This window comes from Comamonas sp. w2-DMI, from assembly GCF_040187735.1.
GTDB classification, from domain to species: domain Bacteria; phylum Pseudomonadota; class Gammaproteobacteria; order Burkholderiales; family Burkholderiaceae_C; genus Comamonas; species Comamonas terrae.
The window spans coordinates 81,824-98,008 of the sequence record NZ_JBANEL010000001.1; the positions used below are offsets into that span (position 1 = coordinate 81,824).

The following is a 16,185-nucleotide window of genomic DNA, read 5'->3' on the forward strand; positions in this document are numbered from 1 at the left end:
AGCTAGATGATTGGTGATTGGAACAATGGCACCGGCCGTCGCAAGTCCAGCGTCGCCCGCGTGTTTCTGAAGAAGGGCTCCGGCAAGATCACTGTGAATGGCAAGGACATTCAGCAGTACTTCGGCCGCGAAACCTCCATCATGATCGCGAAGCAGCCCCTGGTGCTGACTGGCAACGTCGAGACCTTCGACATCCAGATCAACGTCCACGGTGGTGGTGAATCCGGCCAGGCTGGCGCTGCCCGCCACGGCATCACCCGCGCTCTGATCGACTACGACGCAGCGCTCAAGCCCGTCCTGAGCCAAGCCGGTTTCGTGACCCGCGACGCCCGCGAAGTCGAGCGTAAGAAGGTCGGTCTGCACTCCGCACGCCGCGCCAAGCAGTTCTCCAAGCGTTAATCGCTTGCCCTGCGAGAAAGGCCCTTTGGGGCCTTTCCCCAAAAGCCGCCTGGAACGCAAGTTCCGGCGGCTTTTTTGTTTCAGAGCATCCACTGTCCGTCGCGGGCTGCGACGTGGCCGTTGGCAATGACCAGCGAGCGGGGCGGCCTGGCGCAGACGGCGTGGGCAATGCCTTGCGCGGGCACCAGCACCAGGTCGGCGCGGCAGCCGGGTGCGAGGCCGTAGCTGGCAAAGCCGCAGACCTCGGCCCCGGCCCGGGTCACGCAGTGCAGGGCCTGCGCGATCTCGTCGTCGCGGCGCAGGTTGTAGCGCATGCCGATGAACATGGCGCGTTCCAGCATGTCGGGCCGCCCGTAGGGCGACCAGGTGTCGCGGATGCCGTCGTTGCCGCCGGCCACGCGCACGCCGGCCGCCAGGCAGGCAAGCAGCGGCGGCACGGAGCGCGACGGCGAGGCGCTGGTGATGAGCGTGACGCCCAGCCGGGCCATGCGGGCCAGCAGGGCATCGCGCGCCGGTGGCGCCAGATCGCCCAGGCAGAAGCCGTGGCTGATGGCCACGCGGCCCTGCAGGCCGTGGGCCTCGGTGCGGTCCAGGATCAGCTTCAGCGAGAACGCGCCCATGTCGCCGGCTTCGTGCAGGTGGATGTCCAGCGGCTTGTCGTGGCGCTCGGCGATGCCGAACAGCACGTCGAGCGAGCGCACCGGGTCTTCGTCGATGGCGCAGGGGTCCAGCCCGCCCAGCACGTCGGCGCCCAGTGCCAGGGCCTCGTCCAGCAACTGCGCCGTGCCCGGGCGCTTCAGCAGGCCCGACTGCGGGAAGGCCACGATCTGGATCTCCTGCCAGGGCGCCATGGTCTGGCGGGTCTGCAGCACGCCTTCCACATGCCTCAGGCCGATCTCGGTATCGACGTCGGCATGGCTGCGGATGCGCGTGGTGCCCTGGGCCAGGAATTCGCGGGCCAGGGCCAGCGACTGCGCGGCGCTGTCGTGCCCGGTCTGCGCCCGGTAGGCGCGCTCGTTCTCGATGCGGTCGATGAGCTGGTTGCCGACCTCGTTGCGGTACCAGTCCAGGTTCCACAGCGTCTTGTCCAGATGGGTATGGGACTCGACCAGGCCGGGCAGCAGCAGCTGGCCCTGGCCGTCGATGGGCTGCACGCCTGGCGGGGCCGCCAGTGCCCGCCCGATGCGGGTGATGCGGCCTTGTTCAATCAGTACATCGCAGATTGCTTCGCCCATGGGGCGGACGTTCTGCAGCAGCAGGTCGGGAGTGTTCATTTGCATTTCCTGTAATGGCCGTGCCGGGGACGGCCCCACTGTTCACCGCACCGCGCCGATTTCGGGCCTGGCGACCTGTCGCACCTTCTGCACGTCGGCCTGGATCAGGCGCTCGAATTCGGCCGGAGTGCCGCCCGCATGTTCGATGCAGGCCTGGTCGAGCTTGTCGGCCACCGGAGACTCATGGAGCACGGCATTGATCTCCTGGTTGAGGCGGGCGACCACGGCATCGGGCACGGCTTTCGGCGCGAAGATCCCGGTCCAGATGCCGAAGTCGTAGCCGGCCAGGGCCTTGGCGGAGGACAAGGCCGGCACGCCGGCCAGCACGGCGCACGAGGTCCTGGACGTGGTGCCTATGGGCTTGACCTTGCCTTCCTTCAGATAGCCGAGTATGGATGGCACCATGAAAAAGCCGTAGTCCACATTGCCGCCGACGATGTCCGTGAGCATGGGCACGGCGCCCTTGTACGGCACGTGCTGCAGCGAGACATGGGCCTGCTGGTTGATCAGCGCGCCGGCAATGTGCAAGGCGGTGCCGGTGCCCGAGGAGGCGTAGTTCTCCTGCCCCGGGTGGGACCTGGCGCGCGCGAGCATGGCGTCCACCGTGGTGGCTGGAGTCCGGGGGCCGGCTACCAGCACCATGGGCATGACGCCGACCAGCGTCACGGCGCGCAGATCCCTGGCGCCGTCGTAGGCAATGGCATTGTTGAAATGGCGCGACAGGATGACCTCGCTGCTGGAGCCCAGGAAGATGGTGTAGCCGTCGGGGCGTGCGCGCACCACCTTCTGCGCGGCGATGCTGCCGCCGGCGCCGGCCACGTTGTCCACGATCACCGGCACGCCCAGGCGCCGCGCCAGCGGTTCGGCGATCGTGCGCGCCAGGATGTCGGCTGATCCGCCCGCCGTGAAGCCGACCACCATGGTGACGGGCCGTTCCGGCCAGGCGGCATGCGCAAGCAGGCAGGCGCCGGCCAGCGGCAGGGACAGCAATGTCTTGGAAAGGTGGAAGGTCTGCGCCATGCGGGTCTCGCTGGATATGGGGGTCTGTGCAGTATCGGGGGCAAGGCGGCTGCGCACAGGCAACCGCAGCGGAAAACTCTATCGCCGGCGCCGGTGCAATGGCTGCGGCGGCTATCCCGCAGGAGACAGGCGCCGGCCCTCCGGGCAGCGCTGTTCAATGCCCTTACTGCAGTCGCCGTCTCGTCTGCGCGCCGCTGCATGCCTGGGGTGCATGCAGTAGCATGTGGGCAGTTTTGACCTATCCCCCGGAGTTATCGCCATGAGTGATGTTGCAGAAACCCCCGTGACGGAAATGCCTGCGCCCATCGTCTTCACCGACAGCGCTGCCGCCAAGGTGGCGGATCTGATTGCCGAAGAGGGCAATCCCGATCTGAAGCTGCGCGTGTTCGTGCAGGGCGGCGGCTGCTCGGGCTTCCAGTACGGCTTCACCTTCGACGAGATCACCAACGAGGACGACACGACCATGACCAAGAATGGCGTGTCCCTGCTGATCGACGCCATGAGCTACCAGTACCTGGTCGGCGCCGAGATCGACTACAAGGAAGACCTGCAGGGTGCCCAGTTCGTGATCAAGAACCCGAACGCCACCACCACCTGCGGCTGCGGTTCGAGCTTCTCGGTCTGAATTCCCCGAACCCCATGCTTGTTGCAGCGCCAGTCGTCCACGCCTGGTGCCCGCACTCCCCGCCAGCCGCTGCCCGTCAGCGGCTTTTTGTTTTTCCGACCCGGCCCACGAGAGGATGTAGTCCATGGCAGAGCTGACCGCAACAACCGCTGCGCCCGCACAGCGCAAGGAGCGGCTTTTGTGGCTGGTGGCGATCGGCTTTTTCATGCAGTCGCTCGATGCCACCATTCTGAACACGGCCCTGCCCTCCATGGCCGAGGCATTGGGCGAGAGCCCGCTGAAGATGCAGTCCGTCATCGTCGCCTATGCGCTGACGACCGCCATGCTGATCCCGGCCACGGGCTGGGTGGCGGATCGCTTCGGCACGCGGCGCGTGTACGGCACGGCCATCGCGCTGTTCGTGCTGGGCTCGGTGCTGTGCGCGCTCTCGCCCAACCTCAACTTCCTCGTGGCGGCGCGCGTGGTGCAGGGCGTGGGCGGCGCCATGATGCTGCCCGTGGGGCGGCTGGCCGTGCTGCGCACCTATCCGCGCGACGAATTCATCCGCGCCATGAGCTTCATCGCGATTCCCGGCCAGGTGGGGCCGCTGATCGGCCCCGCGCTGGGCGGCTGGATGGTGGAGTACGCCTCCTGGCACTGGATCTTCTGGATCAACGTGCCCGTGGGCCTGATCGGCCTGTGGGCCACCTGGCGCTGGTTCCCGCGCGGCGCGCTCGTGGCGGTGCGCAAGTTCGACACGGCCGGCTATGCCATGCTGGCCTTTGGCATGGTCAGCATCTCGATCGCGCTGGACGGCCTTTCGGGCATGGGCCTGGGCATGGCGCTGGTGGTGGTGCTCATGGTGTTCGGCCTGGCCAGCCTGGCCAGCTACTGGATGCATGCGCTGCGCGTGGCCGAGCCGCTGTTCGCGCCCGACCTGTTCAAGGTGCGCTCGCTGCGCGTGGGGCTGCTGGGCAATCTGTTCGCGCGCTTCGGCAGCGGCGCCGCGCCCTACCTGATTCCGCTGCTGCTGCAGGTGGGCCTGAAGATGTCGCCCATGAACGCCGGCCTGATGATGCTGGCCACGGTGGTGGGCAGCATGCTGGTCAAGCGCATCGCGGTGCGCACCGTGCACCGTTTCGGCTACAAGCGCGTGCTGCAGGTCAACTCCGTGATGCTGGCGCTGATGCTGGGCTCGTTCGGCCTGGTCTCGGCGGGCACGCCGCTGTGGCTGCTGCTCTTGCAGCTGTTCATCTTCGGCGGCTTCAACTCCATGCAGTTCTCGGCCATGAACTCGGTCACGCTCAAGGACATCGAGGGCGCCTTCGCCAGCAGCGGCAACAGCCTGCTGTCCATGGTGCAGATGCTGGCCATGAGCATGGGCGTGGCCCTGGCCGGCGCGCTGCTGACCGGCTATACCGACATGTGGCACAGCCACGAGGGCTTTCGCATGTCCGCCATCCGCGCCACCTTTGCCACCGTGGCCTTGATGACGCTGGCCGCGACCATGGTGTTCAGCCAGCTCGAAAAGGACGAGCCCGTGCGTCCCGCGCCTGACGGCGGCGATGCATGAATGAAAAAGCGATAGCTGCTTGCGCGCGTTATTTCTTGTCTTCAGATGGAAATGAATGTGAAAATGAGATGTAGCGAGCGCTGACAGCTATCAAAAAACCAAGCCGCCAAGGGCCATGGCAGGGTCGCACCAATCTAGGTATTTGTACCAGGTGCGGCCTTTTTTTACGGGTTCACCCTTGGATTTCGGCGCAGATATATGCGGTGACACATAGGCAATATGGATAGCGCAATATGAGCAAGCAGGCGCTCGGACTTAGGCTTGCACCATGGCCTGCGCAGGCGTCTGCATGCAGGCTCGTCAACCACGGCAGCGTGTCTGTCCCACGATCATGAGCACAACCCATAGTTCACAGCCCATACGCTTTTTCCACCGCGGTGAAATCGTCGAAGTCCAGGGTCCGCATCCCACGCGCTCGGTGCTGCAGTGGCTGCGCGAGGATGCCCATTGCACCGGCACCAAGGAAGGCTGCAACGAAGGCGACTGCGGCGCCTGCACCGTGGTCATCGGCGAACTGGCCGAACCCGGCGCGCCAGATGCGGTGAACGGCCTGCGCCTGCAGACCGTCAACGCCTGCATCCAGTTCCTGCCCAGCCTGCAGGGCAAGGCCCTGTTCACCGTCGAAGACCTCAAGGGCCAGTGCCCGGGCAAGGCCGGCCAGCCCGGCAAAAGTGCCTGCGGCCATGCGAGCGGCCAGGCCCAGGGCCATGCATTGCATCCCGTGCAGCAGGCTCTAGTGGAGTGCCACGGCTCGCAGTGCGGCTTCTGCACGCCGGGCTTCGTGATGTCGCTGTGGTCGGCCTACGAGCACCACCAGCAGCAGGGCACCGTGCCCACGCGCCAGCAACTGGCCGACGAGCTGTCGGGCAATCTGTGCCGCTGCACGGGCTACCGCCCCATCCTGGACGCCGGCCAGCGCATGTTCGACCTGCCCGCCGTGCGCCTGGACGCCGCGCCCGTGGTGGCGGCGCTGCAAGGGCTGCAGCAGCAACAGGGCGCCGCCTCGTTCGACTACGCCGCGACCCGGAGCGCGCGCACCGACCATTTCCACGCACCGCGCACGCTGGAGGCGCTGGCCGCCCTCTGCGAGGCCAAGCCCAAGGCGCGCATCGTCGCCGGCTCCACCGACGTGGGCCTGTGGGTCAACAAGCAGTTCCGCGACCTGGGCGACATGATCTATGTGGGCGACGTGGCCGAGATGAAGCGCATTGAGGAACGCCCCGATGCCGAAGGCGGCGAGCTCTATATCGGCGCCGGCGCCTCGCTGGAAGCGGCCTGGGGCGCGCTGGTGCAGCGCTTTCCCAGCCTGACCGACGTGTGGCTGCGCTTTGCCTCCGTGCCCATCCGCCATGCGGGCACCATGGGCGGCAACGTGGCCAACGGCTCGCCCATCGGCGACTCGCCTCCGGTGCTGATGTCGCTGGATGTGCAGATCGAGCTGCGCAAGGGCGCGCGCGTGCGCCGCATGCCGCTGCCCGAGTTCTACCTCGACTACATGAAGAACCAGCTGGAGCCCGGCGAATTCGTGCAGGGCCTGGCGATTCCGCTGCATGTGCTGAGCCGCCAGGTGCGTGCCTACAAGATCAGCAAGCGCTTCGACTGCGACATCTCGGCGCTTTGCGCGGGCTTCTCGATCGAGCTGGACGGCGAGATGGTCAAGACCGTGCGCCTGGCCTTCGGCGGCATGGCCGCCACCGTCAAGCGCGGCGCGGGGGCCGAGGCCGCCTTGCTCGGCAAGCCCTGGAACCTGGACAGCGTGAATGCCGCCAAGGCCGCGCTGGCCGAGGATTTCAAGCCCATGTCCGACATGCGTGCCAGCGCCGAATACCGGCTGCAGGTGGCGCAGAACCTGATCCAGCGCCTGTGGCTGGAGACCCGTGTCCAGCAGCCCGTCCCGAGCACCGGAACCAGCGTCTGGAGCGTCATGCCCCATGCCGTGGCCTGAGACTGTAGGAGCCTGAAATGAACAACCTCCGCGAACCCATTGCGCCCCTGGTCGCCACGCCCGCCGCCGGCTCGGCCGAGGCCTTTGCCCACTACCTGAAGAACACGGCGTCCCGCATCGATGTGAAGACCGAGGCCCATGCGCTGCAGGGCGGCGCCCGCGTGGGCATCAGCCGCCCCCATGAGTCGGCGCACCTGCATGTGGCCGGCGAGGCCGCCTATATCGACGACCTGCCCGAGCTCGAAGGCACGCTGCACTGCGCGCTGGGCCTGTCGCCGGTCGCCAATGGCCGCCTGACGGCGCTGGCGCTGGAATCCGTGCGCGCCATGCCCGAGGTGGTGGACGTGATCACGGCGGCCGACATCCCCGGCGCCAACGACTGCGGCTCCATCATCCATGACGACCCCATCCTGTGCGACGGCGAGATCCGCTACGTGGGCCAGCCCCTGTTCGCCGTCATCGCCAGAAGCCGCGATGCCGCACGCTGCGCGGCCGCCCTGGCCAAGAGCGTGGCCACGATCACCGAGGCGCCGCCCGTGCTGACGCCGCAGCAGGCGCATGCGCTGGGCCAGTACGTGATGCCTTCCATGCACCTGGAGCGCAGCACCAGCGAAGGCGGCGCGCGCGCCGCGATCGCCAGGGCGCCGCACCGCCTCAAGAGCACGCTGGACGTGGGCGGCCAGGAGCAGTTCTACCTGGAAGGCCAGATCAGCTACGCCATACCAAAGGAAGACGGCGCGGTGCACATCCACTGCTCCACCCAGCACCCGAGCGAAATGCAGCACCTGGTCGCCCATGCGCTGGGCGTGGCCTCGCATGCGGTGCATGTGGAGTGCCGCCGCATGGGCGGCGGCTTCGGCGGCAAGGAGTCGCAATCGGCGCTGTTCGCCTGCGTGGCCGCCGTGGCCGCGACGCGCCTGCGCCGCCCCGTGAAGCTGCGCCTGGACCGCGACGACGACTTCATGATCACCGGCCGCCGCCACTGCTTCTGGTACGAGTACGAGGTGGGCTACGACGACGAAGGCCGAATCCTGGGCGCGGAGATCACCATGGTCTCGCGCGCCGGCCACTCGGCCGACCTGTCGGCGCCGGTGATGACGCGCGCGCTGTGCCACTTCGACAATGCCTACTGGCTGCCCGACGTGTCCATGCACGGCCACATGGGCAAGACCAACACCCAGAGCAACACGGCCTTCCGCGGCTTCGGCGGCCCGCAGGGCGCGATCGCCATCGAGAACATCATGGAGACGATTGCGCGCAACCTGGGCCGCGATGCGCTGGACGTGCGCCGCGTGAACTTCTACGGCACGGACGGCAACAACGTCACGCCCTACGAACAGACCGTGGTGGACAACGTGATCCACGATCTCGTGGCCGAACTGGAGGCCAGCAGCGACTACCGCGCGCGCCGCGAGGCCGTGAACGCCTTCAATGCGCAAAGCCCGGTGCTCAAGCGCGGGCTGTCGCTGACGCCGCTGAAGTTCGGCATCTCTTTCAACGTGGCCCACTTCAACCAGGCCGGCGCGCTGGTGCACATCTACACCGACGGCTCCATCCTCGTGAATCATGGCGGCACCGAGATGGGCCAGGGCCTGAACACCAAGGTGGCCCAGGTGGTGGCGCACGAGCTGGGCGTGGCCTTCGAGCGCGTGCGCGTCACGGCCACCGACACGACCAAGGTGGCCAACACCTCGGCCACGGCGGCCTCCACGGGCGCCGACCTCAACGGCAAGGCGGCCCAGGATGCGGCGCGCCAGCTGCGCGAGCGCCTGGCGGCCTGTGCGGCCGAGATGCATGGCGGCGATGCCGGGGACGTGCGCTTTGCCAACGACCAGGTGCATGTGAACGGCAAGGCCGTGGACTTTCCCGAGCTGGTGCGCAACGCATATCTGCGCCGCGTTCAGCTGTGGTCGGACGGCTTCTATGCCACGCCCGGCCTGCACTGGGACGGCAAGACCATGAAGGGAAGGCCCTTCTTCTACTTTGCCTATGGCGCGGCCGTGAGCGAGGTGGTGGTCGATACGCTGACCGGTGAATTCAAGCTGCTGCGCGCCGACGTGCTGCACGACGTGGGCAAGTCGCTGAACCCGGCCGTGGACGTGGGCCAGGTCGAGGGTGCCTTCATCCAGGGCATGGGCTGGCTGACCACCGAGGAGCTGGTCTGGCATCCGCAAAGCGGCAAGCTCACCACCCACGCGCCCAGCACCTACAAGATCCCCACGGCCAACGATTGCCCGCCCGTGTTCAACGTGCGCCTGTTCGAGGGCCAGAACCACGAGGATTCCATCCACCGCAGCAAGGCGGTGGGCGAGCCCCCGCTGCTGCTGCCGTTTTCGGTATTCTTCGCCATTCGCGATGCGGTGGCGTCCGTGGCGCCTGCGGGCGGCGAGTGCAGCAATCCGCCGCTGCGCGCACCGGCCACCCCCGAGGCCATCCTGCGCGCCGTGCAGGCGCTGCAGGCCCAGGCGGCATAAACCGACCCTATTGGCATCCGCCTGCAGCGCTGGCCCGCGGCAGGAGGATGCAGACGTCCCGGGCTGCCCGCCGCTCCTGGCGGTGCGGTCCTCCTAGCGCCACGGCTTGCGTGGCGCCGGACCTTGGCGCGTTCACTGACCGTTGCGCCTCGCACGCGAAAACAACACGGAGACAATGCGATGAATCTGACAGAACGGGTTTTCAAACTCAGTGAGCACGGAACGAACGTGCGCACGGAACTGGTCGCGGGCCTGACCACGTTTCTCACCATGGCCTACATCATGTTCGTCAATCCCTCGATCCTCGGGGATGCGGGCATGCCCAAGGGCTCGGTCTTTGTGGCCACCTGCCTGATCGCGGCGCTGGGCACCACCATCATGGCGCTGTATGCCAACTACCCGATCGCGCTGGCGCCGGGCATGGGGCTCAACGCCTACTTCGCCTATGTGGTGGTGCTCAAGATGGGCTTCACCTGGGAGGCGGCGCTGGGCGCGGTCTTCGTCTCGGGCTGCCTGTTCCTGCTTGCCACGGTGTTCGGCCTGCGCGAGCTCATCATCAAGGGCATTCCGCACTCGATACGCGTGGCCATCACCGTGGGCATCGGCCTGTTCCTGGCGCTGATCGCGCTCAAGACGGCCGGCGTGGTGGCAGCCGACGGCGCCACCTATGTGACGCTGGGCGATCTGCACAAGCCCGAGGTCATCATGGCTTCGCTGGGCTTTCTGCTGATCGTGGTGCTGGACCGTCTGAAGGTGCCGGGCGCGCTGCTGATCGGCATCCTGGCCGTCACGGTGGCTTCGTTCTTCTTCGGCGGCAACGAGTTCAAGGGCGTGTTCTCCATGCCGCCTTCCATCGAGCCCACGCTGTTCAAGCTGGACATCAAGGCCGCGCTGACGGGCGGTATCCTCAACGTGGTGCTGGTGTTTTTCCTGGTGGAGCTGTTCGACGCCACGGGCACGCTGATGGGCGTGGCGCGCCGCGCGGGCCTGCTGGTGCCCGAGCGCATGGGCCGCTTCAACCGTTCGCTGCTGGCCGACTCCGGCGCCATCTTCGTTGGCTCCATGCTGGGCACTTCCAGCACCACGGCCTACGTGGAAAGCGCTGCCGGCGTGCAGGCCGGCGGGCGCACCGGCCTGACGGCCCTCACCGTGGCCGTGCTGTTCCTGGCCTGCCTGTTCATCGCGCCGCTGGCCGGCGTGGTGCCCGGCTATGCCACGGCGCCGGCGCTGCTGTTCGTGGCCTGCCTGATGCTCAAGGACCTGACCGAAGTGCAGTGGGACGAAACCACGGAAGCCGTGCCCGCCGTGGTCACGGCCCTGATGATGCCGTTCACCTACTCCATCGCCAACGGCCTGGCCTTCGGCTTCATCACCTATGCCGTGCTCAAGCTGTTCACCGGCAAGGCCCGCGAGGTGCACTGGATCGTGTGGCTGATCGCCGCCGTTTTCCTGTTCAAGTTCATTTACCTCGGCGGACATTGACGCCCGCATAAAAATACAGGGACTCCCGGGCGGTCACCCGGGAGGAGGAGAAGCGCGAAAAAGCGCAAAAGGGAACGTGTCGCCACGTTCCCTTTTCTTTTTCCTTGTGCCCGGGCTGCCGCGGCGGCTTATCCGGCGGCGGCCGGCAGCCGGGTCATGCCGGCCCACTGCGCGGCCGGCTGCGGGCGGCTGAACACATAGCCCTGCTGCAGCACGCAGCCCATGGAACGCAGCAGCGCCGACTGCTCTTGGGTTTCCACGCCTTCGGTGATCACGCTGAGGTCCAGGTCGGCGGCCATGGAGATGATGGCGCGCACGATCTTCTGGTCCTGGGGGCTGGTAGCGATGTTGCGCACGAAGCTGCGGTCGATCTTGATGATGTGGACCTGGTAGTGCGACAGATAGCCCATGGACGAATAACCGGTGCCGAAGTCGTCGATCGCGATGCGCACGCCCTGGGCGCGCAGCTGCGCCAGTGTCTCGGCCGCCAGCTGTTCGTCGCCCAGCAGCATGTCCTCGGTCACCTCGAGCACCAGGCGGTTCGCCGGCATGCCCAGGCTGGCCAGGGTCTTGGCCAGCTGTGCGGGAAATTCGCCGCCGTAGATGTCGCTGACCGACACGTTCACGGCCAGGTAGGGCTGGGCGGGGCTGGCCAGGTGCGGCAGGAAATCGAGGCAGGCCTTGCGCAGCACGCATTGCGTGAGCGCGCCGATGTGGCCCGACTCGGTGGCGGCGCGGATGAATTCGGGCGGCGGTATGGCGCCAAGCTCGGGATGCTGCCAGCGCGCCAGCGCCTCGAAGCCCGCGATGCAGCCGCGCGTGGTGTCGAGAATGGGCTGGAAATACACCTCGATCTCGCTGCGGGCGATGGCATCGGGCAGGCTGGCCTCGATCTGGAACTGGCGCGTGGTGCGCACATGGATGCGGCGGTCGAAGGTCACGACCTGCGTGCGGCGGTTGCGCTTGGCTTCGTACATGGCCGTGTCGGCCTCGCGCAGCAGGCGTTCGGGGTCCAGGGCGTTCGGCGGTGCCGAGCTCATGCCGAAGGCCGCGGTGACGGGAATGCGCTGGCCGTTGATGACGAAGGGCGTGCTGAACAGGGCTTCGCAGCGCGCGCGCAGGTGCTCCAGCGCCTGCTCGCCGCGGAAGGGCGAAACGATGACGAAGGAGTCGCCGCCGAAGCGCACCAGCGCCTCGCGCTGCGCGCGCCAGCGCCGCAGCCGCTCGGCCATGGCGGCGACGATGGCATCGCCGAACGCATGGCCGTAGGTGTCGTTGATGAGCTTGAAGCGGTTCAGGCCCAGCATCACCAGTGCCACATGCTCCTGCTCTCCGGCCGCATTGCGGGCGGCCTGCTGCAGCAGCTCGGGCAGGCCCTGGCGGTTGGGCAGGCCCGTGAGGTCGTCATGCGTGGCCTGGTAGTGCAGGGCCTGCTGGCGCTCGGCCAGCACGCGGCTGCGGATGACCAGGATGGCCACGCTGGCCAGCAGCAGGAGCACCACCAGCGAAAAGCCGATCAGCGGCTGACGGTATTCGGAATCGAAGATCGACGCGGGCTCGTTGAGCAGCGTGCTGCCTTCGGGCAGATGGCGGGTGTTCACGCCCAGCCGGTGCAGCTGCTGGTAGTCGAACAGCAGGGCCAGCGGCGTCTCGCGCACATAGGGGATCTGCGAGGGTGCCTGGCCCTCCAGTATCCGCCGGGCCATGGCGGCCTGCAGCCGGCCGGTTTCCAGCCCGCTGTTCAGGTAGCCGCCCACGGCGCCGCGGCCGACCGAGGTGTCCAGGTCGGAATACACGGGCAGCGCGGTGCGCTCGTGCACAAAGGCCGTCACCTCCTCGGGCTCCAGCGGCGGCTGGTCCGCCTGCGCGGGGATGGAGCCGAGCACGAAGACCAGCGTGTCCCGCGGCTGCTGCTGCAGGCGCTCGCCGATGCGCGACAGATCGGGCGCTATCCAGTGCTCCACCTGCGGGCCGGGCGGCAGCAGCGCCAGGGCGGTGTCGACACCGTTGCGCAGTTCGGCGCCGGTCTCGTCCTGCGGCGTGATGAACACCAGGTGCCGTGTCCCCGGATGCAGGGACAGGGCGGTGCGCAGCGTGCGCGTCAGGTCGAAGCGTTCCAGGATGCCCGTGACCTTGGGCCGGTCGCCGACGATCTGGGCCGGATCGCCGTTGATGCCGCTGAACACCACGGGCGTGCCGCCGAAGAGCGCATCTTGACGGGCCACGAATTCGAGGGCGTTGTCGTCGACCGTGGCGATCAGGTCGAAGCGCTGGTGCGCGTATTTGTCCCTCAGATAGCGGGCCAGGCGCTGGCGCTGCTCCATGCCCGGGTAGCGCTTGGTGTCCATCCACTCGGTATGAAACACCGGCTTGGCTGGCCCATTGCCGCCCCATTCGTTGAGGCCGGCCAGGATGCGGTCTTCCCAGCTGTGCCCCGGATGGTAGGACATCAGCACCAGCACCTGGGGGCGTGCAGCCTGTGCGCCCGGGCCCGCCTGGCTGGCAGGCGCGGCGGCGATCAGCATGCAGGCCGCGGCACAGGCCGTGGTGCGGATCAGGCCACGAAGCCGCCAGGCATGCAGATGGACGAAGGTGCGGGGCATGGAAGAGTGGTCGGGCCTCGTGAGCGTTGCGAGTTGTTACGGCATTCTGTCATACGGGCATGGCGCCCTCTGCAACAGCATGTTGGCGGCCGGCGGGTCCGCTCTCAGGCCGGGTAGATGGCGCCGAGAATGCGCGGGCCGCGCGCACCGGTCACGCTGGGCAGGTTGCCGGGCAGGCCCAGCAATGCCTGGCGCGCGAGCCAGGCAAAGGCCGCGGCCTCCACCTGCAGCGGCGGCAGCCCGCGCGCCGCCGTCGTCGCGACTTGCACGCCGGGCAGCAGCGCCGCCAGCCGCTGCATCAGATGGGTGTTGAGCGCGCCGCCGCCGCAGACCAGCAGCTCGACGCCGCCCTGGCCGAAGCGCCGTACGGCATCGGCACAGCTGGCGGCGGTGAATTCGGTCAGCGTGGCCTGGATGTCGGCCGCTGGCGCGCGCCCGGCCGCCGGGCAGCGCGCCAGATGCTGCTGCAGCCAGTGCGCATGGAACAGGTCGCGGCCGGTGCTCTTGGGCGGCTGCTGGGCCAGGAAGGGCTCGTCCATCAATTGCGCAAGCAGCTCTGGCAGCACCCGGCCCGAGGCAGCCCATTGACCGCCGTTGTCGAAAGCCTGGCCGGTGTGCTGCAGGCACCAGCCGTCCATCAGCGCATTGCCGGGGCCGCAGTCGAAGCCGAGCACCCCGTCATCGGCCAGCACGCTCAGGTTGGCGATGCCGCCGATGTTGAGCACCAGCGTGGTTTCGCCGGGCCGGCCGAACAGTCCCTGGTGGAAGGCCGGCACCAGGGGCGCGCCCTGGCCCCCGGCCGCCACGTCGCGGCTGCGCAGGTCGGCCACCACGGCGATGCCTGTCCATTCCGCGAGCAATGCCGGGCTGTTGAGCTGCAGCGTATAGCCGCAGCCGTCGAACAGCTGCGGCCGGTGGCGCACGGTCTGACCGTGGGCGCCGATGGCGGCCACCTGCGCGGCCGGCGTGCCGGCTTGCCGCAGCAGCTCGGCAACCACGCCGGCATAGCTGCGCGCCAGGGCATTGGCGGCCAGCGCCGCACGGTGCAGCTCGTCCTGTCCGCCGGGCGAGTTCAGGGCCAGCAGCTCGGCGCGCAGGGCCGGGTCGAAGCCGCAGCTCGCATGCTGCAGCACCCGGGTTCCGTGCGCGAAGTCCACCAGCACGCCATCGACGCCGTCGAGCGAGGTGCCCGACATCAGGCCGATATACAGAGAGGACGGGGCAGCAGCGGCTGAAGGCATGGCAGTGGCGAGGATAGTGGGGCTGGCTACTATCTTAGCTGTAGCGGAAAGCGCCCGCCAGATGGGCATGTCGGAAGTATTTGATGCAAAGAAAAAGGGCTGCATGCAGCAGCCCTTGGGGAGAGGCGCGGAGCCGGTCAGCGTGCGCTGGCCGTGGTGAAGAGCTGGTCGCCCGCGTTGAGCTCCACGCGCATCTGCGCAGCCAGCTTGTCGAAGGCCGGGCGGGCGGCCTTGGAGATGGGGCGGGCGGCATCGGTGGCCTGGGCAATGGTCAGCGGGTCCTGCTGCTGGCCGTTGACGCGGAACTCGAAGTGCAGGTGCGGTCCCGTGGCCCATCCGGTCTGGCCCACGGCGCCGATGGTGTCGCCCTGGTCCACATGCTGGCCCTTGCGCACGTCGATGCGGCTCAGGTGGGCGTACACCGTGGTGTGGTTGTTCGCATGGTCGACGAAGATCACGTTGCCGTAGCCGTTCTGCACGCCGGCGAACGAGACCACGCCGTCGCCCACGGTGCGCACCTTGGTGCCCGTGGGGGCCGCGAAGTCGGTGCCCAGGTGGGCGCGCCAGGTCTTCTGGATGGGGTGCAGGCGCATGGCAAAGCCGCTGCTGATGCGCGAGAACTCCACGGGGAAGTTCAGGTAGGCCTGGCGCTTGCTCTTGCCGTCCAGCGTGTAGTAGGCGCCCTTCTGGCCGTTTTCCTGGAACCACAGGGCCTGGCTGATCTTGCCGTCGTTGTGGAATTCGGCGCTGAGCACGCGGCCGGCGCGCAGCGGCTCGCCGTCGGCTTCCAGCGATTCGTAGACCACGGCGAAGCGGTCGCCCTTGCGCAGGCTGCGGCGGAAGTCCACTTCGCCCTGGAATATGTCGGCCATCTGCATTGCCACGCTGTCGGGGATGTCGGCCGCATCGGTGGCGGCGAAGAAGGTGGAGCGGATCACGCCGCCGGCCAGGCGCGGGCTGGCCGTGAGCTTGCCGGTCTCGATGCGCGTGGCGAGCCTGCCGTCCTTGCGCTCCACGACCAGGCGGCGGAAAGTTCCGTCCTCATCGGGCGCCCAGCGCACGGTCAGCTTCAGCAGCTGCTGGTCGGGCGTGGTCTCGGCGGACACCAGGCGGCCCGCGCGGCCGAGCACGTTCTGGCGCACCTGGTCGTCGGCGCGCAGATAGGCGGCGGCCTGGGGGTCGGCGATGCCCAGGCGCTGCAGCAGGGTTTCGGCCGTGTCGCTGGGGCGCGTGGTTTCGGAGCGGTACAGCGAGAACGATTGCAGGTCCGTCAGCTCGGACAGCTCATGGCCGTCGGCCAGCGAGGCCACGGATTCGGTCAGGGTGCGCACCGGCAGGTCGGCCGGGTCCGGGCCCAGGCTGGCCACGGCAAAGGCGGCGCTGCCGCCGGTCATCAGGACCGCGGCCACGGCGGCCGCGATGCGCCTGGGATGGGCATGCAGCTGCGTTTGCAGGCGCTCGCCAAACAGGGCTAGCCGGGCTACCAAAGCGCCGCCGGCATTCTTCAAGCCATTCATCAAAACATCAGATCCTTGGGGGTGGCGTGTCCAGGGGAAATGCCCATTCACGC

Annotated in this window: 11 protein-coding genes; 6 read left to right on the plus strand and 5 right to left on the minus strand. The window is 67.9% G+C overall.

All coding sequences use genetic code 11. The features are described from left to right. Positions 1-6 precede the first annotated feature (6 nt). Positions 7-399, plus strand: a complete 393-nt coding sequence (gene rpsI, locus V8Z74_RS00355; protein ID WP_066479580.1) for a 30S ribosomal protein S9 — start codon at positions 7-9, stop codon at positions 397-399. 80 nt (positions 400-479) lie between these two features. On the opposite strand, the gene V8Z74_RS00360 is transcribed toward rpsI, so the two are convergent. Together V8Z74_RS00360 and V8Z74_RS00365 are read right to left on the minus strand one after the other, a co-directional pair. Continuing rightward, a complete protein-coding gene (locus tag V8Z74_RS00360) occupies positions 480-1,673 on the minus strand; it encodes an amidohydrolase family protein (protein WP_349707360.1) in 1,194 nt (397 codons plus the stop codon). A gap of 42 nt (positions 1,674-1,715) precedes the next feature. Beyond that, positions 1,716-2,693 (minus strand): Bug family tripartite tricarboxylate transporter substrate binding protein, encoded by a 978-nt coding sequence (locus V8Z74_RS00365; protein ID WP_349707362.1) that lies wholly within the window; start codon positions 2,691-2,693, stop codon positions 1,716-1,718. A 259-nt stretch (positions 2,694-2,952) separates the two neighbouring features. Between V8Z74_RS00365 and erpA the strand changes: the two genes are divergently transcribed. From erpA to V8Z74_RS00390, 5 genes are all read left to right on the plus strand, one after another. Beyond that, positions 2,953-3,318 (plus strand): iron-sulfur cluster insertion protein ErpA, encoded by a 366-nt coding sequence (gene erpA, locus V8Z74_RS00370; protein ID WP_066479575.1) that lies wholly within the window; start codon positions 2,953-2,955, stop codon positions 3,316-3,318. Between the two features lie 124 nt (positions 3,319-3,442). Beyond that, positions 3,443-4,870 (plus strand): multidrug transporter subunit MdtD, encoded by a 1,428-nt coding sequence (mdtD, locus tag V8Z74_RS00375; RefSeq protein WP_349707363.1) that lies wholly within the window; start codon positions 3,443-3,445, stop codon positions 4,868-4,870. Positions 4,871-5,201: 331 nt separating this feature from the next. Continuing rightward, positions 5,202-6,815 carry a xanthine dehydrogenase small subunit gene (xdhA, locus tag V8Z74_RS00380; RefSeq protein ID WP_349707364.1) on the plus strand — a complete coding sequence of 538 codons (1,614 nt, stop codon included), beginning with the start codon at positions 5,202-5,204 and terminating at the stop codon, positions 6,813-6,815. A 17-nt stretch (positions 6,816-6,832) separates the two neighbouring features. Further along, entirely contained in the window at positions 6,833-9,289 is a 2,457-nt protein-coding gene (xdhB, locus tag V8Z74_RS00385; protein ID WP_349707365.1) for a xanthine dehydrogenase molybdopterin binding subunit, read from the plus strand. 180 nt (positions 9,290-9,469) lie between these two features. Beyond that, positions 9,470-10,771: an NCS2 family permease gene (locus V8Z74_RS00390; RefSeq protein ID WP_066479559.1), complete on the plus strand. Its 1,302-nt coding sequence runs from the start codon at positions 9,470-9,472 to the stop codon at positions 10,769-10,771. Positions 10,772-10,899: 128 nt separating this feature from the next. Here the strand turns inward: V8Z74_RS00390 and V8Z74_RS00395 are convergent, their stop codons facing one another. The 3 genes from V8Z74_RS00395 to V8Z74_RS00405 all read right to left on the minus strand — a co-directional run bounded on the left by V8Z74_RS00395 (position 10,900) and on the right by V8Z74_RS00405 (position 16,132). Further along, positions 10,900-13,374 carry a putative bifunctional diguanylate cyclase/phosphodiesterase gene (locus V8Z74_RS00395; protein ID WP_349707366.1) on the minus strand — a complete coding sequence of 825 codons (2,475 nt, stop codon included), beginning with the start codon at positions 13,372-13,374 and terminating at the stop codon, positions 10,900-10,902. A gap of 104 nt (positions 13,375-13,478) precedes the next feature. After that, on the minus strand, positions 13,479-14,615 hold the full coding sequence (locus V8Z74_RS00400; protein WP_349707367.1) for an anhydro-N-acetylmuramic acid kinase: 1,137 nt from the start codon (positions 14,613-14,615) through the stop codon (positions 13,479-13,481). A 137-nt stretch (positions 14,616-14,752) separates the two neighbouring features. Continuing rightward, positions 14,753-16,132, minus strand: coding sequence for a peptidoglycan DD-metalloendopeptidase family protein (locus tag V8Z74_RS00405; protein WP_349707368.1), 1,380 nt, complete (start codon positions 16,130-16,132; stop codon positions 14,753-14,755). Positions 16,133-16,185 lie beyond the last annotated feature (53 nt).